The sequence below is a fragment of the Nonomuraea sp. NPDC047529 genome, from assembly GCF_040642995.1.
GTDB lineage: Bacteria > Actinomycetota > Actinomycetes > Streptosporangiales > Streptosporangiaceae > Nonomuraea.
In genome coordinates, this window is the sequence record NZ_JBEYTJ010000072.1 from 1 (window position 1) to 21015 (window position 21015).

Sequence of the window (21015 nt, forward strand, 5' to 3'; positions counted from 1 at the left end):
AAGAAGGCGACGGACCGGAGCCGCCGCCGTGGGCCTCGTGGTTCAGCAGCCGCGAGGGTGAAGGCGTGCCCGACTGTAGTACGGCACACGCCGCCTCCGCCGAGGGGGCGATGCCGGCGTGCCGGCGCTGTCCACCCTCCATCAAGTCCACGAGGGAAGGCCCGGAAGATGGGAGTACGTCAACCTGAAGTGGATCCTTGACAACAATGCCTCGGGTACGTCCGGTGACAACGTCACACAATTCAATGGCAGGGCGAGACTTATGGTTCTTCTACGCGTTACCGCGTGAACCGGACGAGTAAGTTCTGGGTCAGCCTCCCAGATAAATCGCCACTGGTGGCACGGATACGTGCCCGATGTACACCGAATGAAATGCGGGGAGCAGGCGGCCGCTTCGGCCGCCTGCTCCCCCTGATCGCGGAGATATCACATGCCAGAACCCACCGACCTCTACGACCTGCTGGCCACCCGAGGGTTCGACGGTGAGGCCGAGTATCCGGGTTTCCACATCGTGTGGGCCGAAGGAATGGGTGGCAACGAGCTGGCCCGGCGGCTCGGCGCCGATCCGGCCAGTGCGTACCGGTGCGGCCTGGACGATATGGCGGGCCTCGGTGGCGGGCGTGCCGGCATGTGGGCCGGCGCTGCCGGCGGATGGGTGCAGGCCTTCATGTTCGACTGGTTTCCGAATGACTTCTCCTGGATCCAGGAGGCGTCGCGAGGAACACGCCTGCTGAACATTCAATGCGCCAGCGGTCATCGTCTGGACTGGGCCGTCGACGGCATCACGGTGGTCAGACTCAACCTCGTCTGGCCGAGCGAGCGGGCCGGGGCCGACCCCACCGCGCTCGACCCGCTCATGCGAGACCTGCACTTCCAACTGGACGAACCAGCGGACATCTTCAACGAAGATCCCACCACGGTCGAGGTAAGCGTGACATCAGCTCTCCGGCTGGCAGGTCGCCTCACCGGGCGGGAGATCGACGCTGGGTGGCTGGACCGCACCCACAGCCTCTACCTGTTCTGACCTCAGCACTGACGCGTCCCCGGTTTGCGAAGGGTGTCAAAACTAGGCCCAAGGCCTTGACCTGCGTTAGGCGGGCGACGACGCGCCCAGCGAATATCCCCGGGTGGCCGACTCGGGGCTCGGGCTGCCCCACCGTCACGGCTGCACGACGAGCTTCTCCCCGGACGCCGAGCCCAAGCGGTCGGAGATCTACGACTACAACCTCACCGGCGGCGGCGAACGCACGGTGCACCCCCCACGAACTTCCACGGCAACTGGATCCCGGTCCGACCCAGGCCACCGGGTCACGCGAGCTTGAGCGGCAGTTCGGTGAGCTCGTCCGGCATGGTGATCATGCAGTCGTGCCCCGTCGGCAGCTCCCACACCTGTGCCGGGCTGCCGTTGGGCTGCGTCGCCGGAACGGGCCGCCGCGTGATGCCCTCGGGTACGCCCGCGACGCCCGAACAGGCCCAGGGGCGGCGGCAGCTCGGGCATCGGCGGGATCCGCCAGCCGGTCCCGGGCTGCGCGGCGCGGTCGATGAGGGCCTGGGTGACGGGTTGCACGTCCACCGTGCTCTCGCCGTCCTCCGGGACCATCGCGTCGAGGTAGACCAGGTGGGCGATGCGGGACGCAGCCGGAAACCGGACCAAGGCCGGCGACAAGACCTTCACCTACGACGAGCGCAACCGCGCAACCGCCTGGTCTCCGGCGACGGCAGCGACTACACCTACACCCCGCGCGGCACCTTGGCCACCCGGACCAAGGACGCCGCAACCACCTCATACACCTTCGACGCCTTCGACCGCGTCACCTCGCGGATCAAGGGTGCCTCCAAGCAGACCTTCGCCTACGCGGGGATCGGCAATGACGTGGCCGCAATCAGCTCCGGCGGGGCCGTCCAGGCCAAGTACGCCAGGGCGAGTACACCGACCCCGACAGCGGGAAGGTCAACATGCACGCCCGCTGGTACCAGCCCGCTGCCGGCACCTTCACCAGCCGTGACACCCTCACCCTCGCTCCTGACCCCTCGGTGCAGGCCAACCGCTACACCGCCGCACCGGCGGCCGCCCGACGGTGGTCGAGGCCCTCCGCTCGGGTCCGTGCAACGAGCCTCAGAGTAGAGCGTCGCAGCAGGCCACAGTGGGTGACGGCTGCGGTGCCCAGCCGCGAGTTTCGGTTCGGGCGTTCGGGTATGAGTCCGGCGCTCGCCCCTCGCGACGACGTCGGCGGGGACGTTTCCGCAGGTGGCGTTGCCCGGTAACTGCTTTCAGGTCAAGCCATCCTGGAGCTCGGTCGATGCGCCGAACAACGCAGCCGCCGCGACCGGCTCCAGCCGGATCTGGAGCCGCTGGCCGGCTCCCCGACCAGCCGCCCGGAGATCACCGGAGAGAAGCCCGAGGACGACACTGCCACGCTCGTGCCGGCCATGGGTTTCGTAGATGACGCCTTCTCCCTCGCTCAGATCGACGAGCAGGGTGACGGACGGGTACGCGACCATGGCGATGTCCACCAAGGCCGGGGCAGGATGGCGGAACCCGGCCATGCTGACCCCCGGCAGCCGAACCGACGGGCGTGGGACTGCGACGTCGACCCACGCCCGGTCAGGTGGCGTCCTGGTCGGCAACACATGGCCAGTCTTGGCCTCAGGGATCACGGGCGGGCTGTCAGCGGCCCGTTGTCGTGAAGCTCAGCAGCAGTTTGCTGGTCGTCTCGGGCGCTTCCACCATGGGGAGGTGCCCGACGCCGGGCAGCAGCTCGACCCGTGCGTTCGGGACCGCGTCGTACTGGTGCGCCGACGACGGCTCCCAACGAGGGTCGGCAGCGCCGAAGATCACCTGTACGGGGACCTGGAGGGCGGCCAGACGCTCGGGCACGCTCCGTTCGGCGATGTAGGCGGTGTTCTGGCGCAGCACCGTCCTCATCGCGCGGTAGGTGATGTCCCGTACGTCGGCGACCACGTCGTCCGGGAGGTCCACCGGGCGAGCCGCCGTCGCGCTGATCCCCTTGCGGATCATCGCGTCCGAACGCCTCGGCCACAGGAGCGGGCCCAAAGGCGGGGCCAGCAGGAGTCGAAGGATGAACGGCTGCCGAAGGAGCGCGTCCGGGCTCGGGCCGCTACTGATCAGTGCGAGCGAACCCACGAGGTCGGGACGTTGCTCAGCGAGCGCGGTGGCGACGTAGCCGCCGCTGGAGTGCCCGGCCACGGCGACGTGACGAAGGCCGAGGTCGTCCAGCAGCGCCGCCACCTGACCCGCCTGTGCGGGCACGTCGTACGACGGCGCGGGCGGGGACTTGCCGCAACCCGGCAGGTCGACCCGGATGAGGTGATGGTGGGCGGCCAGTGCCGGGACCATCGGGCTCCAGAAGCCGCCCGAGGCCCCCGATCCGTGGATGAGCAACAACGGCGGCGCCTGCCGCGGGCCGTCATGGACCACGTGCATCCCATGGGAGTGCTCAATGTCGTACTCACTCATGCGGAGACTGTGCACGGGCGGTCGACTATCAGTCTTGGACAAATGTTCCCGCGGAGTTGAAGACCGACAGCCCCGCCACCATCGTCGTAGTCCCCGGAGGGGGGCGCTGTCATCGACAAATGAGGACGACATCGCCCTTCCAGCGCGGGGCAGGATCGATCAGCCAGCACTGCATGCCCGCAGGCAGGCGAGGCCACGATGCCGAACACCTCGTCATACTCACGATCGTGTCGCCTATCTCTCACTCCGCTACCTGGCGGCGGGGGACATCTTCGGGAGCGGAATGCCGGCAGCCAGGTTGTCCTTGGACTGCACGGCCTTGCGGATCGCCTCCTCAGCGACCCGCCGCACCCGCGATGCCTCATACGACACCCTCATGCGCTGGCGGACGAACGCCCGATGCCGGCTGGCCGTCCTAGCAGCCGCCTGCCGCAGCTCCACCTCCTCAGCCAGCCCCAGCGCTTCACGCACATGCCCGGCCACGGCCGTCGGCACCTCGCCGATCTTCGGAAACTACCCCAGCCGTTGATAGGACTTCAGCCACACCACAGCATCAGCAGATGATGCTCATCCTGCGTGCGGCCGCGGGCCCAGGCCACCTCGGCATCAACCGGCGTGAAGTTCTCCGCCAGTTCCCGCCGAACACCGTGGGTCTGTCCTGGCACAGCCTGGGAGGAGACCACGCCGGGGCGAGCAAGGGCACAGTGATCGCGAAGGCGACGACCACGGCCTTGGAGGGCCTTCTCCGGAGGCTGGTCAGCGGGCGGGGAGGTCGGAGCGGGGGACGACGAGGCCGCTTTCGTAGGCGAAGACGATCGCCTGGGCGCGGTCGCGCAGATCGAGTTTGGTCAGGATGCGGCCGATGTGTGTTTTGACGGTCTGCTCGGCGACGACCAGGGCTGCGGCGATCTCGGCGTTGGACAGGCCACGGGCCACGTGGAGGAGCACCTCGGACTCCCGCTCGGTCAGCGACCGCACCCGGGGAGCGGCGCCGGGCAGGGCGGGCCTGCACCGGGCGATCTCCTCGATGAGACGCCGGGTCACCGAGGGGGCCAGCAAGGCGTCCCCGGCCGCCACCACCCGCACCGCCGAGACCAGGTCGGCGGGCGGCGCCTCCTTCAGCAGGAATCCGCTGGCACCCGCGCGCAGCGCCTCGTAGACGTAGTCGTCCAGGTCGAAGGTGGTGAGCATCACCACGCGCGGCCGGTACTGCCCGCCGGGCGGCGCCAGGAGCAGCCGGGCCGCCCGCAGTCCGTCCATGCCGGGCATGCGGACGTCCATGAGGACGACGTCAGGCCGCAGTCGCCTCGCCTCGGCCACCGCCTGCTCGCCGTCGGCCGCGTCGCCGACGACCTCGATGTCGTGTTCGGCGGCCAGCAGGGCGCCGAAGCCCGCCCGGACCATCGCGTGGTCATCGGCGACGAGCACCCGGATCGTCACGCGTGTTCCTCCTCGTCTCCCGCCCGCACCAGGGGCAACGTCAGCTCGACCCGGAACCCGCCCCGTGGCGTCGGCCCGGTCAGCAGCACGCCGCCCGTCATGGCGGCACGTTCGCGCATCCCGGCCAGCCCGTGACCGGTGCCTGCGGGCTCGGCGAGCCCGCGGGCCGCGCCCGCGGGCGGCGCGTTCTCCACCACGACCCGCAGCCCAGTCCCGTTCCCGGTGACCGCCACGGCCGTGGCGGCTCCCGGCGCGTGCCGGATCACGTTGCTGAGCGCCTCCTGCACGATCCGGTAGACCGGCAGCTCCGTCCCCGGCGGCACGTGCGCGGGCAGGCCCCGCACCGTCAGCTCGACGGGTGTCCCGGCCCGCCTGGCGCTGTCCGCCAGCACACTCAGCTGGTCGAGGCCGGGCAGCGGGGCACGCGGCGGCATCGCGTCGTCGCTGCGCAGCACGCCCAGCAGGCGCCGCATCTCGGCCAGTGACTGCCGCGCCGCCGCGCCGATGGAGTCGAACTCCCGCTCGGCGTCGGCCGGCACCCCGCCGAGCCTGCGCGCCGCGCTGGCGGCCTGGACGGCGATCACCGACATGTGGTGCGCCACCACGTCGTGCATCTCCCTGGCGATTGCGGTCCGTTCCTCCAGCAGCTCGCGCCGGGCCCGCTCGGCCGCGCTGACCTGCTCCTGCTCGGCGACCCGCGCCTGGGCCAGGCGGCGCCAGCGCAAGTTGTCGCCGACGATCAGCGGCACCGGCACGACGGCCGCCACCAGCTGCAGCGCCACGGCCGGGCTCGTGGACGACATGGGCACCAGGGACACGTCTGCCAGCGCGCCGAGCAGGGACAGCGCCCACACCGCCGCCAGCATCCATCGCGGCCGGTGCTGCGCCAGCGCGAACAGCACGATCAGATAGGCGACCACCGGCATCGGCAGCCACGGCCACGGGTTGTTCTCCGGCGGCGGCGAGACCAGCGGCGGCGTGACCAGCATCCCGATGTAGATCAGCAGCCAGGCGGTGACCGGCCGGCGCCGGCAGAACGTCACCGGAGCCGCGCAGGCCGCCGCGAGCGCCACCGTCAGCTCGACCGGAGCGTCGTAGACGGTGGCGAGCATGCCCACGTTCATGGCGAACATGAAGCCGGCGATCACCCAGGGCGCGACGGCCCGCACTCTCCCGAACCGGAGCGCGGGCACAACCGCGGTTCCGGCCGGGGCCGGGGTGAAGGCGCGCGACATGCCATCACCGTAGCCGTCGGCCTTCGTGAAGGGATCGGCCCTGCAGCTGACCTTGGGTCTCCGACCTGGGTATGACGCGCGGGCCGGTTGGCCCGAAGGTATGACGGGTCCGGACGGCTCCGTGGTGTGATGTGCCCGGCCGGGGGCCTTGCCTAGCGTCGGATCCCGTGAACGACACTGTGAACACTGTGAACACTATGAACACTGTGAACACCCTGAACGACAACAGGGACATGAAGCGCGGACGGACGTCCCGGCGGCTGGCCGCCGTACTGGCCGCGCTGGGCATCGTCGTGGCGGGACAGGCCGCCGCGCCGCCCGCCGACGCCGCCGCACGGCGGCAACCGCTGGACGGACTCTGGCAGGCCGACGGTTACGGCACCGTCGTCAGCATCGGCCAGGGAAGGCTCACCACCCACGACACGACGGCGATCAGCTGCCTGCCGGGCGTGCTGTCGGCGGAACAGACAGCGGCGACGCGCGACTCGGCGTCCTTCACGGCCCGGGCAGGCGGCCGGCGGATCATCGTCCAGACGCGGGGGTCCGGCCGGGCGCGGCTGCGGTATCCGGGCAGCGTCGGCGCCATCGGCCTGCGGAGGCTGCCCCGCCTGCCCGGGGCCTGTTCCACCCCCACGTCCGGCGACCCGGTGAGGGTGTTCGACGTCTTCTGGACGACCTTCGCCGAGAACTACCCCTTCTTCGCCACCAAGGGCGTCGACTGGCGAGCCGTACGGGACCGGTACCGTCCCAAGGTCAGTTCGAACACCGGGGACGAGGAGCTGTTCGCCGTCCTGCGCGACATCCTCAAGGAACTCGGCGACGCGCACACCGCCCTCCTCGCCGGCGGCAGGCAGTTCGCCAGGCCGTTGCGGCCGGGCACCCGACAGCTGGACGGGATACCGGCCTTCCTGGCCTTCAACGCACGGGTCCAGAAGTTCATCGAGACGAACGCGACCCACCAACCCCTGAAACAGTGGGGACGAGGCGTGATCGGGTACGCCGACCTCCCCGGCGGGCTGGGCTATCTGCGGCTGGGAGCGTTCGACGGCTACGCCGACGGCGGCTTCGAACCCAATGCAGCCGAGCTGGACCGGGCGCTCGACGAGATCTTCACCGCGTCCCGCACCTCGGGGCCCGACCGGCTGCGGGGTCTCATCCTCGATGTCCGGATCAACCTGGGCGGCTACGACGCGCTCGGCCTGCGGCTGGCCTCCAGGCTCACCGGCAGGCCGTACCTGGCCTACGCCAAGCAGGCCCGCAACAGCCCCGGCGACCCGTCCGGGTTCACCCGCCCCCAGCCCGTGCCGGTGAGGCCGGCGTCCGCCCCGGTGTACACGGGCCCGGTCGCCATGCTCACCAGCAGCCTGACCATCAGCGCAGGCGAGACCTTCACCCAGGCCATGACGGGACGGACGCCCCGGCCCGAGCGCATCGGGGAGAACACCCAAGGGGCCTTCTCCGACTTCCTGTGGCGGAAGCTGCCCAACGGGTGGAGCTTCGCGCTGCCCAACGAGCGTTTCCTGACCCGGGACGGGACGTCCTTCGACGTGACCGGCATCCCTCCGCATCTGTCCGTTCCCGGCGTCCTCAGCGACGAGGAACTGGCCGGCGACCACGACGCCGCCTTCGCCAAGGCCCTGTCCTACCTGGCGGCTCACCTCGTCTACGACCGCCACAACCGCGCCCAACAGCAGCAGATCCTCACCGATCGCTTCTCCGACATGGGCTGGCACACTCCACAGCTCCTGGCCGCCATGCCCACGCGAACGACTTCTTCTTCGACACGATCAGCCAGGTCCACCTGCCGCACTACTCCTGCGGCCACGTCGCCCTGCTCGGCGACGCCGCCTACTGCGGCTCCCCGCTCTCCGGCAATGGCACCGCCATGGCGATGGTCGGTGCGTACGTGCTGGCCGGCGAACTGGCCTCGGCCCGGGGCGAGCACGATCCGGCTTTCGTCCGCTACGAGGAGAGGATGCGCCCGTACGTGACCGAATGCCAGAAGCTGCCGCCGGACGGGGTGAGCGGCTTCCTGCCCCAGAGCCGCCTGGCCATCCGGATGCGCGACCTGTCGGTCAAGATTATGACCTCCCGCCCTCTGCGGGGCCTGATGGCGAAGGCGGCCCAGAAGGCCGACTCCATCACGCTGCCCGACTACCGTGCTGCCTTGGAGATGAGCCGCCTGGCCGAACAGCCAGCCTCAACGTGATCTTCGCGGGTCCCCTGTCACGTGGTCCCGGTCTTCAGCGGCACCGGACGGGGTCGTGGTTCAGCCGCCGACGTTGACCGTGGTGCGGCTCGGGGCGGACGAGGAGAGCGGCCGCATCGGCCCGGCCGAGGGGCCGCGACCGGGCGAGCAGGCCGCGGCTCACATGGAGGTCGCCGGTGGCGGGTCCATCGGTGAGGCGGTTCACGCCGGCCGCGGTCAAGGTCGCGCCCTGGTGGGGGCCGGTCGCCGCGCTCGCGGGCACCGTCGTGCCGTTCGTCACCATGGCGCAGGCGTCCGTCGTGCAGTCCACCGGCGCCCTGCTGCACCTGGCTGGCCACGGCTGGATCGCACTGCGCGTGCTGCGCAGGTCAGACATCGAGTGGCACGACGGGGCCAAGGACCTACACGCCGTGTCCCCATGACTGACAGCGGCGCCGGCCATGGCGGCGCAACTCTCGCCGACATCGCCGGCCAGTGGCGGATGCGGACGGATGCGCCGTGGCGGGACGTCCCCGCGTTGTACACACCTTGGTCCACCGAGTACGGCCGGTTCCGCCGCTGGTGACGTGATGGCGCCTGGGCCAAGATCCTGACCGCGTTGCAGAGGCGGACGGACGCCGCCGGGAAGATCGACTGGACGGTGAGCGTGGTCTCCACGACCAGGATCCGGGCGCTGCATGGGGAGGTGTCGATCCAGGTGGGCCTGATGGCCATTGTCCGTAGCCACATCTTCTCGAGATGGCCTCGGAGGCGATGTTGCCGTCGACGCCGCCGCTCCGGATCGCCGACCAAGCGCCGTCACGGCGTCGAAGGCGTGGAAGACCGTCCACGCCACCGCCCTCATCGGGCACCGTGCTCATCATGCAGGCCACCCTCGTCCCGCGAGCCAAGCCCAGCCTGAAAGTCACCCGGGACCGCAGCATGCCGTGCGATCATCGAATCAAACAATCCGCTAAGCACCAGGCAAAGTCACGGAGCAGGAGAGCTGGGCGAGCAGCTCCAATTGATCAAAATACAGGCGCAAACTCGCCATGAGCCCGTCTTCCACTGTGCAGACATAACAGCATCGCAACCGGATGGCGCGACCCGTCGCGGAAACCACCTGTCCGTCGGCCGTGACATACGGCCCCCTATGTGTGCCTACCATAAGGAGCTCGTCTACGGTTGTGGATTCACTTTCGAAGGACTCCATGATCACCGCCTGGACGTCGGGGAATGCCGCCCAGAACTCCTCCAGATAGGAGGCCAGCTCGGCATGCCCCTGAGACACTCCTTCAGGGCTGATGGAGACCCCAGTCGGGCTAAAGGTGCGAAGTAGCGCCTCCATGTCGTGAGCGTTGAACGCGGCCGTATATCGGTCACGTATCTCGCGGGCAACATTCATGGCACCAGATCCTCCCATCGCTCGATGCCCAACGTAACTACCGATATGCGGTCGACTTGCCAACGCTTGCTAAATCTGCTTACTCGACACGGTAGAATTCTCGGCGTTTCCGTCGGACGCGCTCCGGCATGTGGTCGCCTTCCTCATACCCGCCGTCGCCGCGTGGTGGCTGCTGCCGACGGTCAACGGGGCGCCCGAAGGGTTCCGCCACGCTGCCATAGGAGTTCCGGCTTGCCGCGATCGGCCCCCAGTCGGTCTTCTGGACGGCGTTCGGCATGCTGTTCGGCTGGGCGAGCGTTCTCCTTGATCAGGAGTTGAACCGTTGTTCTCACACTCCCGAAATGTCCTCTCGCCGCGAAGGTTGAGTCAGCACCAAAAGTAGGCCGGAGCCAGTGACCGTACCGTCCCGGCGACGGGCATGAAGATGGTCAGGCCGGGCATGACGCCGTTACGGCCCCTTGCCGTCATGACGAGTCAAGAGGTTGTGATGGTCATCATTTCGGGATGTCGCTGCCGCCGAGGTGTGTCCCTCCGGGGCGTCGGCACAGTCCCTGTCGCCCCTCTCGCACTGCAGGCGCACCTGCCTCACTATCCCCGCGACGCGCCGTTGGTCGGCGGGCTGGTGCTCCTGACCGTCGTCACACTCTGTGCGATCGCCATCTCGCGGTTCCGGCGGAAATGAGGCGAGCGAAGGGCGTCCAAGACGGCCGGACTGCGTGGCGGCAGGCCGATCATCTGGGCTGAGCGGGCTCAGCCGTCTCGTGTGGTGTCCGGACGCGGCCGGAACGCCCCCAGGCCGAGGCGTCCCCGTGTGCCACGTGGTCGAGGGTCGCGGATACCTCGTGAGCGTGTCGGTGACGGTGGTCACGCAGATGACCGAAGAGGGAAACGGACATGCGTGAGGCACTGTGGGCCGAGCTCCTGAAGGTACGGCGCAGCCGTCTGCCCTGGATCACCGCGCCGGCCTTCACCATCGCCGCGCTGGTGTGCGGGATGTTCATGTTCATCCTGGCCGACCCCGTCCGCGCCCGGGCGTTCGGCCTGCTCGGCGGCGAGGCCCAGCTGTCGGGCGCCACCGCCGACTGGCCCGGCTACCTCGCCCTGCTCGCCCAAGCCGTCGCGGTCGGCAGCCTGGGCATTTACGGGCTGATCGCCATCTGGCTGTTCGGCCGGGAGTTCAGCGACCGCACCGCCACCGCTACGCCGACGGTTCGCCTACCCCCTTTGATGGACGCAGTACTAGCTAGGTGTTACTCGGTGGACGTGCCGGTGACCAGCGGCAGCGAGATCGATGTACCGGCCAGGTCGACGGTGACCTTGGCCCCGGTGCCGGGTTCGGCATCGTCCCCGCTGCCGTTGCCGGTTACGTCGAGGTTGAAGTCGTCGTTTGCGCCGGTCAGCACCAGGCCCAGCCGGTGTCCGGCCTTGAACTCGTAGTCCAGCGGCAGCGTCTTCCAGGTGATCTGGTACGACTTGCCTGGGGTCAGCGGCTCCTGGCGGCTGAGCGACTTGTGGTTCTGCGCGTCCAGGATGCCGCGGGTGACCACGTGGAAGCCGGAGGTCGCCGTGTTGTCGCCGGCCCTGAGGTAACAGCCGTCGTCATCGGCCGTGCTCTGGCCGACGCAGTCTTCACCGCCGAGAAACTTGAGGCCTTCCGCGGACGTCGCGGTGCGTTCGCGGTAGTTGATGCGGGTGTCGGTGCCGTAGTCGACGAGGAGCACGCCCAGGTTGGCGGTCGGTTTGTCCAGCTTGAGACGCAGGCTCACCGATGGTGTCCCCGACAGCCGCGTCGCGTTCTCCAGCGGCGGGGTCTGGAAGGCCAGCCGGTTGGGGTTGGCGGCGGCGGGATCGCCGGCCATCGCGATCTCGGTCTGGGCGGTGTCGAGATAGCTGCCGGAGCCGGTCGAGGGCTTACGGCCCAGGGAACCGTCATGCTGCGGCCGCAGAGTCATCGTGCGCGTCGACGCAGGCCAGTCGGCCTGGGTGACCCATCGGCCCGGGCCGAGCTGCACGTCGGCGCGCGGCTGACGCATGATGTCGTTGGGGACGCCCATCAGCTCGTGGTCGAACCACTTGTTCAGGGTGGTGAGCCACACGTCGCGGCGGGCCCAGAACGGATCGAGGTGCCCGTACTGGGTCACCCACGCCTTGCGCTCCACGGCGCGGGGCAGCTTGGCCCACCACTCGGAGAACTGGCTGCCCACGACGTTGCGGTCCTGCATGCCCATCACCGAGAAGACGCTGGCGCGGACGTTGCGCGCCTTCGAGATCGGCCCGGTCCGGTAGTTGCGCTCGTCCCAGTAGGCGTTGTAGTTGCCGGTGGCGTCGTCCGAGCCCTCGCGCAGGCGCTGGTGCACCGCCGCGCATTTCTCATCCGGATCGAGGTCGACCCGCTGGGCCAGCTCCTCCTGCCCACCCTTGTACCAGGTGACGGTGCCGTTGTTGCGCGATGTCTCGTATCCGCTGGTGTAACCCGAAATGTTCACGATCGTCGCCAGCCCCGGCACGCCGGTGCCGGCCACGCCGACACCGAGCGCTCCCTCATAGGAATGGCCGATCATCCCGGTGCGTCCGGTGGTCCAGGCGGCTTCGACCGGATCGCCCTTGTCGTCATAGGCGATCGCCCGGCCGTTCAGCCAGTCAACGACCGCCTTGCCGCCCAGCACGTCGGAAGCACCGTAAGTGGTCGGGCAACCATCGGACAGCCTGGTGCCGATCATGTCGACCGACACGAACGCGTATCCGCGCGGCACGAAATAGTTGTCCCAATACATCGGGAACTTCGTCACGTTCCCGTTCGCGTCATACTTCTTGTGTTCGATCTCGTAGCCGACGCCCGGCACGTCGTAATATGGGCTTTCATGCATGATCACCGGGACCTTCAGCGCGGAACCGGACTCCTTCGGCCGGATGATGTCCACCCGGACCAGATCCTTCTTGCCGTCCCCGTCACTGTCGACCGGTGACTGCACCCGGACGTGCTCGCGGATGGCGTCCTGATAGGAGAAGACCGGCTGCGTGAGCCCGCCGGAGACCTTGATCTCCGGCTTCGCCGTCGCGGACGCGACGGGGGCAGCGGCCACTACGAGCGGGAGCGCAAGCGCGACTGCGGCGAGGACCCCTCGCCATTGGGGGTTTGACATGCGGTCTCCTTCGAGGATGGTTACGCGGGATCAGCGGTAGCCGTCGAAGCACTCGGAGGCGGGCGGCGACAAGCCTGTCTCGGCGCCGTCGGCGATGTCGGAGAAGCCCTGGTCCCGGAGCCACGCCGTGATCTCGTGGCCGTACGTGGGCCGGCCGGGCCGGATCGCCAGGACGACGCCCTTCAGCACGCCCTTGAGCATCTCCGTCACCTCCTCGCCCAGGGAAACTCCGCACTTCCGCTACTCAGTAGTGCTTACTACCGGTACAAAGTAGCACTGGCTACCGGTACTCAGCAACACCGAATAGCTACGGAAGCCGCGTGCACAGAGTGGGGCCAGCGGCCTGATCGTTGCTCGTGAGCCTGCCGCCCATGGAGGCAGGACGGGCCGCGCCAGACCGACAAGACTTCGACCGCGGGCTGCAATTGCTGAACACCCCACGGCGTCCACGTTTATGGGGGAAGCCCCCTGCAATAGCGACAGCCATGTATGCCATGCCTCGCCCCGATCTTGTTAGGCGCTGGGCGAGCTCAAGGCCGGGCATGGCACGGCCACGCCCCTGACCTCACGTCGCAAGATTCGCTCGTCAGCTCCGGATCGGCACCAGTGTCAGCCCGCCGATGACGTGCGCGCCCTGGGGGACCCGGTACAACCAGACCGGGTCCGTGGGCCAGTCGAACAGGGAGAAGCCCAGCAGCCCCCTGCCGGGGGTCGTGTCGTTGCCCGGTGGTCTCGGCTCGTAAGCGGCGTACGACATCAGCCCGATGATCGCGACGATGGTGATTCCAGCTAGCAGGATCAATCCGAGCACCGAGGTCAGCCAGGGACCGCGTAGCGGGCTGCGCCGAAATTCTGGCCGGAACGGCCCGGGCGGCCGGCTCCACCTCCTGAGGCGCGCGGCCAGGCGGCTCTTCTTGTCGGGCTTGACTCTACGATCGCGCCCATGCGACGCATCCGGCACCGAGCCCCCTGAAATCCAATGTCGGCTGTCGGTCTCCTCACCGAAAACGGTCCTTCCAAAGCCACGTCCCGGCACCCGTTCGGCAATGTCCGGCCGCTCTTCGCAGTCTCAGGGAGTTGTACGCGCTGCCGTTCGGAGGACGGACCGCGCGTGCGACGAATCCGGCGGTCACCATCAGCGCGGCGAGGGCGTAGGCGATGGTCCCGAAGCCGGCGCCGGTGCCCATGTAGGCCGCGCCACTCGCCAGCGGGACGCCGAGCCACTCCCACCGACCGTCGAGGGCGACCAGCGCGACGACCAGTACGGCGTACCAGGAATAGCCGGGCGTGAACACGAGGAACCCCACCCCGGTCAGCACCAGGGCGCCTCGCCACGGCCGATCCGCGTCACCGTGTCGGAGCACATGGAAGATCACAATCCCGAGGATGACGAGGGCCGCGTGGAACGCCCACGAGTCGGGAAGGACCAGCCGCAGCAACGCGTACCGGTCCCTGCTGCCGGCATCGTCGTACCCTTCCTCAGTCAGGTAACCGAAGAGGAATCCGAGTACCGACCCGCGCGAGACGAGCACGTACGGCAGGTAGGCGAGCGCCACGACGAGTGCGGCGGGGCCGACGACGGCCAGGGCATCGACCACCCGGCGCTTCGGCGTCCTTCCGCCTGACGCGAGGAGCCCGGAGAGCGCTCCGGGGACGGTGACGGCGGGCAGCAGCTTGACAGCGGTCGCCGCGCCGAACAGCGCGCCGCCGAGCACCCTGTACCTGTTCGCGGTGGTCAGGGCGATGACCGCGAGCAGGACGCCGAGCGCGTCGACGTGGGCGTTGTTCACCAGTTCGAGCGGGACGGCGGGACACCACGCGTAGCAGGCGGTATACGCCGGAGCGGCGTCTCGGGTGCCGGCCCGGTTGCTGAGCGCGATCAGCAGCACGGCCGAGGTCGCGAGCGCCAGGAGCGCACCACCGATCTGCAGCGGTTTGTGCCGTGCCTCCTCAGGCGAGAGCCCGTGCACCAGAAGGAAGTACGCCTCCGCCAGGGGCGGATAGATCGTGTGCACGGCGGGGCGGTTGATCCGCGTGCACCACGTCATCGGGTCCGCTGATGGCAGCGGGTATCGATCGGGTCCCTCGCAGCCGGCACCGCGCGGGAAGAGCCAGGAATCGCGCAGCGGCACCAGCTCCGCCTCGGCCGGAGCGTGATCGTAGGGCGAGACGCCCGCGGCCTGCACCCGTCCATCCCAGGCGTAGCGGTAGGAGTCGGTGCTGGTCGCGGGGGGAGAGAGGAGGCCGGTGACGGTTACGGCGATCCCCCCGACGATCACCAGGGACATCGCCTGACGCCTCGGCAGCCCGCGCACGGCCCACACCGCCGCGTAGAAGATCGCCCACGCGAGCGCGTAGGGCCAGAACAGGCCGTGGCGATCCGCTGAAACGGCTTCCTCTCCGATCGCCGGCACGAGCGTGCCGACAAGGGCGAGCAGCAGGACGGCCGTTCCCGCCGCGCGGCAGTTCACGCCGGACGGGCCAGGGGCGCGGTGGCGAACTCCTTCATCCCCTCGTCGAAACCGACCCGGGCGCGGAATCCGAGCTCCGCAGCCGCCTTGTGCGGTGCGGCCACGATGTGCCGGACGTCGCCGAGCCGGTACTCCCCCGTCGTCACCGGCTCCGGCCCGCCGTGGTGCGTGGCCAGCGCCCGCGCCATGTCACCGACGGTGCGCGGCTCCCCACTGGCGATGTTGTACGCGGCCAGTAGCCCCGGCCGGCCGCCGAAGAGCGCGGCAACGTTCGCACGAGCGACATCGCGGACGTGGACGAAATCCCGCAACTGCCCGCCATCCTCGAACACCCGAGGAGCTCGACCGGCCTCCAACGCGGACCGGAAGATCGCCGCCACCCCAGAGTACGGCGTGTCCCGAGGCATCCCGGGCCCGTACACATTGTGGTACCGCAACGCGACGACCGTGCCGCCGGTCTCGCGCGCCCAGTTGGCGGCCAGATGCTCCTGCGCCAGCTTGCTGGTGGCGTACCCGTTGCGCGGATCGGCCGGCGCGTCCTCGTTGATGGTGGCGCAGACCACCTCCGAGTCACACCGAAGGCAACGGGGCTCGAAAAGACCGCGTGCCAAAGCGGCGGCGGATCGCGGCGCGGGCCGTACCCGGCCGTGTCTCGGACAGTCGTAGGCGCCCTCGCCGTAGACCACCATCGAGGAGGCCAGCACCAACCGCCCGACCTCATGCCTGGCCATCGCGGCCAGCAGCACGGCCGTGCCGTACACGTTGACCGAGGCGTAGTCCGGCAGGTCGGCCACGTTCACGCCGAGCCCGACCTTGGCCGCTTGGTGCACGACGACGTCGACCCCTGCCATCGACCGGTCGAGCGCGGCGGCGTCGCGCACATCTTCGCCGCTCCTGAGGTCGAGGCGGACCACCTCATGTCCGGCCGCTTCCAGTGCCTCCGTCACATGACTCCCGATGAATCCGGCCGCGCCGGTGACCAGTACCTTCGCCTCGCCGTCGATCATGACAACACCGCCGTTCCGGCGAGCGCGGCGGCGAAGCGGGAGTGGGGAGCCAGGGCCGCCACCTCGACGGCGTCCGCCATGGTGTCCACATCGGTCAGGCAGGGCATGCGAGCGACACTCAGCCCTGCCTCTCTCAGTCTGTTCAACTGGATCTCTCCTGTGGTCGGCTCGGACATCGGCACGCCGAGCAGCAGATCGGGGTCGGGGGCACGCAACCCGAGAAGCCAGAACCCACCGTCCGTCGCGGGGCCGAACACCGCGTCATGGGCGCCGAGCAGCGACACGGCACCAGCCAGCAGGCCGGCGGACACCTGCGGGGTATCCATGCCGATGAGCACGGTCGGGATGGGCGACGCCCGGTGGGCGTCGTCAAAGGCGGCGGCGAGCCGTTCGTCCAGGCCGTCGCCGCGCTGCGGAACGACCGTGAACCCGGCGGGCAGCCACGCCCCAGGAGCCCCGTCGAGAGCGATCACGCGGCGGGTCACCGGGGCCCGGGCAACCTCCCGCAACGTGTCCTCCAGCGCGGCGGCGGCCAGTGCCGCGGCCTCACGCGGAGTACAGGGCGGGGTCAGGCGGGTCTTCACCCTTCCCGGTACGGGCTCCTTGGCGATCACCAGGAGTTGCGCACTCTCGACATGGTGTGACCTCACGTCATATCGTCCTGTCGGCCATGACCCGGCGCATGTCACCGATCGCCCGGAGCGTGCCGCGCACCGTACCTGTCACCTTCGACCTCCCCGTACGGGCCAGATAGTCCACCTCGACCTCGGCGATCCGCCAGTGGGTCGCGCCGGCGCGAAGCACCATCTCCAGGGGGTAGCCGAACCGGCGGTCCGCCAGTTCCAAGGACAGCAGGGCGGCCCGTCCGCACGCCCGCATCGGCCCCAGATCGTGCAGGTCGGCACCGGTACGGCGGCGCAGCTTCCGAGCCAGCACGGCGTTGCCGAGCCGGGCGTGCACCGGCCAGGAGGCGCCCCGCCCAAGGACACGGCGACCGAGCACCAGATCGGCCTCACCCGCCAGGACCGGCCCGGTGACGCGCGGCAACTGCCCGGGATCGAGGGACGCGTCGGCGTCCATGAAGCACACCACGTCCGCCGTCGCGGCCGTCAGCCCCGCGTGGCACGCAGCGCCGAATCCGGGCCGAGGCTCTGTCACCACCATCGCGCCGAACTCCGCCGCGACCCTCGCGGATCCGTCGGTCGAACCGTTGTCGACCACGATCGGGCGGAAGCCGGGCGGCATCCGCCCGAGCACCCAGGGCAGGGCTGCCTCCTCATTCAGGCAGGGCAGCACCACGTCGATCTCCATAGGTGGACGCTAACGCGGGATCAGCGCCCCTTCCCTTACGAAAGTATGACGTCATTCCGAGAAATGACCGGTTCGGGTCCCCGAAGATACGGTTCCCAGGGCAGCCAGTCGCACGATATGGCCGATGTGTCCTGCGCCCTCGGAAGGCATGCACCAGACCTTGACTTTTCGCTCAAGGCGCGCAGGACGTGTTTTTGCAAGGCCGTTACGGCTCCGCGCCCATAACAGCTTCGTAAGAATCGGCACCGACTTGCCGAGGTAATGTCGCGACATGATCAACGGGAGTCGCGGCAACATTCCAGCAGCCCCTTTTCCCATCACCGGCCGCTGTGGCAGAGTCGCGTGATCGGCGCTTTCTACGAGGATTCTCTCAACGGCGAAAGCGTAGAAATCGAATACGCCGACGGCCGAATGCAGCCACTCTCCGCCATGCGCTGGCTCCGGTACAACGAGGGCGACGAGCACATTCTGGCCCGATGCGGCGGACCCACTCTCGATGTCGGTTCGGGGCCAGGAAGATTGACTGTGGCGCTTACCCGGATGGGGATTCCCTCTCTGGGCATCGACATCACACCTCTGGCCGTGGAGCTGACCCGCCGCGCGGGCGGCCTGGCGCTGCGCAAGTGCATCTTCGACCCCCTTCCGGGAACCGGGTGGTGGGCCGAGGCGCTCCTGGTCGACGGCAACATCGGCATCGGTGGCGACCCGGCAGTCCTCCTGCGGCGCCTGCGCGAGCTGGTCAGGCCGGAAGGAAAAGTGATCGCCGAACTCTCGCCACCGGGTTCACAGAGCGGGGTTCACACCCTACGGCTGCGCCAGGCCGGGCGCACGGGCGACTGGTTCACCTGGGCAACTGTCTCGATCGACGATGTCGGCCCCCTAGCCAGACGATCCGGGTTCCCCACCGTCGAACGCTGGAACGCGGCGGGGCGATGGTTCGCATCCCTCTCATGACCTACCCTTCGCGGGCCCAGCCTCGCCGGGCGGGAAGGTCCTGCACGGGGTGTAGGCATCTCGGGGCATCAGGCCAACCCGCCGGCTCGGTGGCCACGCGGCCCGCTTCGAGCAGGTCCAGCACCTTGCGCCGGAACTCCGCCTCTACTCCGCCTCCGTGCCCACCGAGGTGGCAGATCGCTCTTCTCGAGTAGAGCGACTCGGACGGTAACCGGCCCCTACACCGGTCCGACGTCTGGCTTCGCGTCCGTGTTCGCGGAACCATGCGCAAAGTCGTTGCCGTGGAGGGGGCGCAAGCAATGCGAAAGGGGGCCACCCTCTCGAGTGACACCCTTACCGACCGGTGAAAACCTGGTCGGGACGACAGGATTTGAACCTGCGACCCCTTGACCCCCAGAACACGAGAGTAGCTGTTTCCGCACGTCGAACGCCCTCCTGCACCGAGCATCCCGTTCGTCGGGAGGAAGAAGAAGTATCTCCATCACCCCTCTTGAGGTAGTGGTGCAGCGGGATACGAAGAGTCATCGTCAGAGGACCGGCATGGAGCTCCGGAGGTACAGATGCCTGGAACGCCCCCTCCACCGATGGCCTACTGAGCCATGTACGACGCGATGACTCTCGAGGAGCAGAGGGAGCACGACAAGGCCACCAGCGGCGACGTCCCCGGGGTTGGGCAGGAACCGGCCGGGCTCGGACCAGAGCACCTGGCGGCGGAACCACTCCTTGATCAGATCTTCGTGCGGGCGTGTGAGGTCGATGCGCTGGGGCTTGCCGTCCCGAAAAAAGGCACGCGAACCGGACGTGAAGGCAGGTTGCACCGACGGCGTGCCCGGGTGTTCGGCCGAGCTCGCGATTCCGGTTGGGCTGCCATCAGAGGCCGGGCTTGGTCTGGTCAGCCACTGCGATCGCGACCACCACGAAGCCTGGATATGTGTGCCGATTCTGCTCTCGGCGAGCGACGTGGTCGGCGACGGCGTCGACGCCGGGCCGGACGTATCTCTCCAGGGAGCGGACCGGCGGGCATCTTCCGCAACGACGTGGGGCCACCAAACCGCATGCTGCTCCCCGTCGGCGGACCGGTCGCGGCGGAGATTCTCCCGATTGCGAATTCTTCGATCACGCTACGATGGCCCCATGGCACTGCTCTACCAGGCAACGCTTCGGCCTACGAAGCTTGAGCTGCTGAGCGACTGGTTGCCCGGACGCCCCTGGTACACCGGGTCGGCTGGGGAGACGCTGCAGATTGCCTCCTTCCGGTTCGATGACCCGGCCGGCGCGGTCGGCATGGAGACGATATTGGTACGGGTCGGTGACGGCCCGGTTCATCAGATGCCGCTCACCTACCGGGAGGCGCCGTTGCCCGGTGGCGACGCGTGGCTGCTGGGCACCTCCGAGCACTCGGTGCTGGGTATGCGCTGGGTTTATGACGCGGTCGGTGATCCTGTCTACGCCGCGGCGCTGGCGGGTGCGATCATCGGTGGCACGGGCCAGGCCGAGAAACTCGTGCAGGTCGACGGCCGTCTGGTGCGTCGCGAGCCTGATATGAGCGTCGTCGGTGGTGGTGGTGGTGGTGAGGCAGTGGTGATGCCAGCGGTGGGAGAGATCGAGCGCGTCACCGAGGACGACCCGACGGTGATCGTGACAGACACGATCGAGCTGGCCGTCGTCCGTCGACTCGACGTCGGCGTCGAGCTCGCGGACGTGGTGTTACGTGGTTCCTGGCCAGGTCAGGAGACGCCGGTGCCATTGGCGTCCGCGAGACTTCGCTGACGTCCCCGAGACTTCGACTCAGGTCGCGATGCGGGCCCAGCTGAGCGGACAGGCCGTTGAGGAGCTCATCCGGGATGCTGCGGCTGGGACCCCCCCTGCGAGCCGGACACGACGCCCACCGTGAACGCCGGCCCGTCGCGCCACGTGACCGTGCGGATGTGGTTGCGGCTGAGCGACACCGAGGTCGCCTGCGAAGATCCGGCGTGTCAGGCGCGCGCACTGTATCTGGCCGGCGACGGCAGGAGTGAGCTGGCTCCAGCAGCTGTCAGGTACGCCCGGCCGCCCAACGCACGGACGGCACGGACGTGCTCAACCTTGTGAGCTACCAGTTACCGTCGCTGATAGGCTCCAGCCGGAACTTCTCGTTGTCCTGGGTGCCGGTGTCGTACTGGTTCACGCTGGCACCCTGATTGAGGCTGGCGTTCTCGACGGCCAGCACCTTGCCCGAATGCTTGACCACGATGCGGACGTAGCCGTCGCCGGCGTCGCGCAGCTCGAACTTCTCGTTGTCCTGAGTACCGGTGTCGTACTGGTTCACGCTGGCACCCTGATTGAGGCTGGCGTTCTCGACGGCCAGCACCTTGCCCGAATGCTTGACCACGATGCGGACGTA

General features: G+C 68.8%; 20 protein-coding genes. 6 read left to right on the plus strand and 14 right to left on the minus strand.

Annotated features, from left to right (window positions below; translation table 11 throughout):
• Positions 1-430 precede the first annotated feature (430 nt).
• Entirely contained in the window at positions 431-1024 is a 594-nt protein-coding gene (locus ABZ815_RS51150; protein WP_357710378.1) for a DUF6461 domain-containing protein, read from the plus strand.
• A 1247-nt stretch (positions 1025-2271) separates the two neighbouring features.
• Here ABZ815_RS51150 and ABZ815_RS51155 read toward each other — a convergent pair.
• From ABZ815_RS51155 to ABZ815_RS51175, 5 genes are all read right to left on the minus strand, one after another.
• Complete coding sequence (locus tag ABZ815_RS51155; RefSeq protein ID WP_357710381.1) at positions 2272-2517, minus strand: hypothetical protein; 246 nt, start codon at positions 2515-2517, stop codon at positions 2272-2274.
• Between the two features lie 151 nt (positions 2518-2668).
• Complete coding sequence (locus ABZ815_RS51160; protein WP_357710384.1) at positions 2669-3478, minus strand: alpha/beta hydrolase; 810 nt, start codon at positions 3476-3478, stop codon at positions 2669-2671.
• A gap of 249 nt (positions 3479-3727) precedes the next feature.
• Positions 3728-3973, minus strand: coding sequence for a hypothetical protein (locus ABZ815_RS51165; protein WP_357710386.1), 246 nt, complete (start codon positions 3971-3973; stop codon positions 3728-3730).
• Between the two features lie 261 nt (positions 3974-4234).
• Positions 4235-4918: a response regulator transcription factor gene (locus ABZ815_RS51170; RefSeq protein ID WP_357710389.1), complete on the minus strand. Its 684-nt coding sequence runs from the start codon at positions 4916-4918 to the stop codon at positions 4235-4237.
• The gene (locus tag ABZ815_RS51175; RefSeq protein WP_357710392.1) at positions 4915-6153 is read right to left on the minus strand and encodes a sensor histidine kinase; all 1239 of its coding nucleotides are present in this window, start codon (positions 6151-6153) and stop codon (positions 4915-4917) included. Before ABZ815_RS51175 ends, ABZ815_RS51170 begins: the two co-directional genes overlap by 4 nt.
• Positions 6154-6350: 197 nt before the next feature.
• Between ABZ815_RS51175 and ABZ815_RS51180 the strand changes: the two genes are divergently transcribed.
• From ABZ815_RS51180 to ABZ815_RS51190, 3 genes are all read left to right on the plus strand, one after another.
• Positions 6351-8144, plus strand: a complete 1794-nt coding sequence (locus ABZ815_RS51180; protein WP_357710395.1) for a S41 family peptidase — start codon at positions 6351-6353, stop codon at positions 8142-8144.
• A complete protein-coding gene (locus ABZ815_RS51185) occupies positions 8129-8362 on the plus strand; it encodes a hypothetical protein (RefSeq protein WP_357710398.1) in 234 nt (77 codons plus the stop codon). Before ABZ815_RS51180 ends, ABZ815_RS51185 begins: the two co-directional genes overlap by 16 nt.
• A gap of 176 nt (positions 8363-8538) precedes the next feature.
• The gene (locus ABZ815_RS51190; RefSeq protein WP_357710401.1) at positions 8539-8784 is read left to right on the plus strand and encodes a hypothetical protein; all 246 of its coding nucleotides are present in this window, start codon (positions 8539-8541) and stop codon (positions 8782-8784) included.
• Positions 8785-9314: 530 nt separating this feature from the next.
• On the opposite strand, the gene ABZ815_RS51195 is transcribed toward ABZ815_RS51190, so the two are convergent.
• The 8 genes from ABZ815_RS51195 to ABZ815_RS51230 all read right to left on the minus strand — a co-directional run bounded on the left by ABZ815_RS51195 (position 9315) and on the right by ABZ815_RS51230 (position 17678).
• Complete coding sequence (locus tag ABZ815_RS51195; protein WP_357710404.1) at positions 9315-9746, minus strand: nuclear transport factor 2 family protein; 432 nt, start codon at positions 9744-9746, stop codon at positions 9315-9317.
• A 1250-nt stretch (positions 9747-10996) separates the two neighbouring features.
• Complete coding sequence (locus tag ABZ815_RS51200) at positions 10997-12889, minus strand: CocE/NonD family hydrolase (protein ID WP_357710406.1); 1893 nt, start codon at positions 12887-12889, stop codon at positions 10997-10999.
• A 30-nt stretch (positions 12890-12919) separates the two neighbouring features.
• Complete coding sequence (locus tag ABZ815_RS51205; RefSeq protein WP_357710408.1) at positions 12920-13099, minus strand: hypothetical protein; 180 nt, start codon at positions 13097-13099, stop codon at positions 12920-12922.
• Between the two features lie 376 nt (positions 13100-13475).
• A complete protein-coding gene (locus ABZ815_RS51210; RefSeq protein WP_357710410.1) occupies positions 13476-13700 on the minus strand; it encodes a hypothetical protein in 225 nt (74 codons plus the stop codon).
• 187 nt (positions 13701-13887) lie between these two features.
• Positions 13888-15360 (minus strand): glycosyltransferase family 87 protein, encoded by a 1473-nt coding sequence (locus ABZ815_RS51215; protein WP_357710412.1) that lies wholly within the window; start codon positions 15358-15360, stop codon positions 13888-13890.
• Entirely contained in the window at positions 15357-16367 is a 1011-nt protein-coding gene (locus tag ABZ815_RS51220; RefSeq protein ID WP_357710414.1) for an NAD-dependent epimerase/dehydratase family protein, read from the minus strand. Before ABZ815_RS51220 ends, ABZ815_RS51215 begins: the two co-directional genes overlap by 4 nt.
• The gene (locus ABZ815_RS51225; protein WP_357710417.1) at positions 16364-17017 is read right to left on the minus strand and encodes a TIGR04282 family arsenosugar biosynthesis glycosyltransferase; all 654 of its coding nucleotides are present in this window, start codon (positions 17015-17017) and stop codon (positions 16364-16366) included. Before ABZ815_RS51225 ends, ABZ815_RS51220 begins: the two co-directional genes overlap by 4 nt.
• A gap of 1 nt (position 17018) precedes the next feature.
• Entirely contained in the window at positions 17019-17678 is a 660-nt protein-coding gene (locus ABZ815_RS51230; protein ID WP_357710419.1) for a glycosyltransferase family 2 protein, read from the minus strand.
• A gap of 342 nt (positions 17679-18020) precedes the next feature.
• Here ABZ815_RS51230 and ABZ815_RS51235 point away from each other — a divergent pair, with 342 nt between their 5' ends.
• Positions 18021-18632 carry an SAM-dependent methyltransferase gene (locus tag ABZ815_RS51235; RefSeq protein WP_357710422.1) on the plus strand — a complete coding sequence of 204 codons (612 nt, stop codon included), beginning with the start codon at positions 18021-18023 and terminating at the stop codon, positions 18630-18632.
• Between the two features lie 1134 nt (positions 18633-19766).
• A complete protein-coding gene (locus ABZ815_RS51240) occupies positions 19767-20402 on the plus strand; it encodes a hypothetical protein (protein ID WP_357710425.1) in 636 nt (211 codons plus the stop codon).
• 322 nt (positions 20403-20724) lie between these two features.
• On the opposite strand, the gene ABZ815_RS51245 is transcribed toward ABZ815_RS51240, so the two are convergent.
• The coding region (locus tag ABZ815_RS51245; protein WP_357710428.1) for an RICIN domain-containing protein at positions 20725-21015 on the minus strand (291 nt) is incomplete at its 5' end.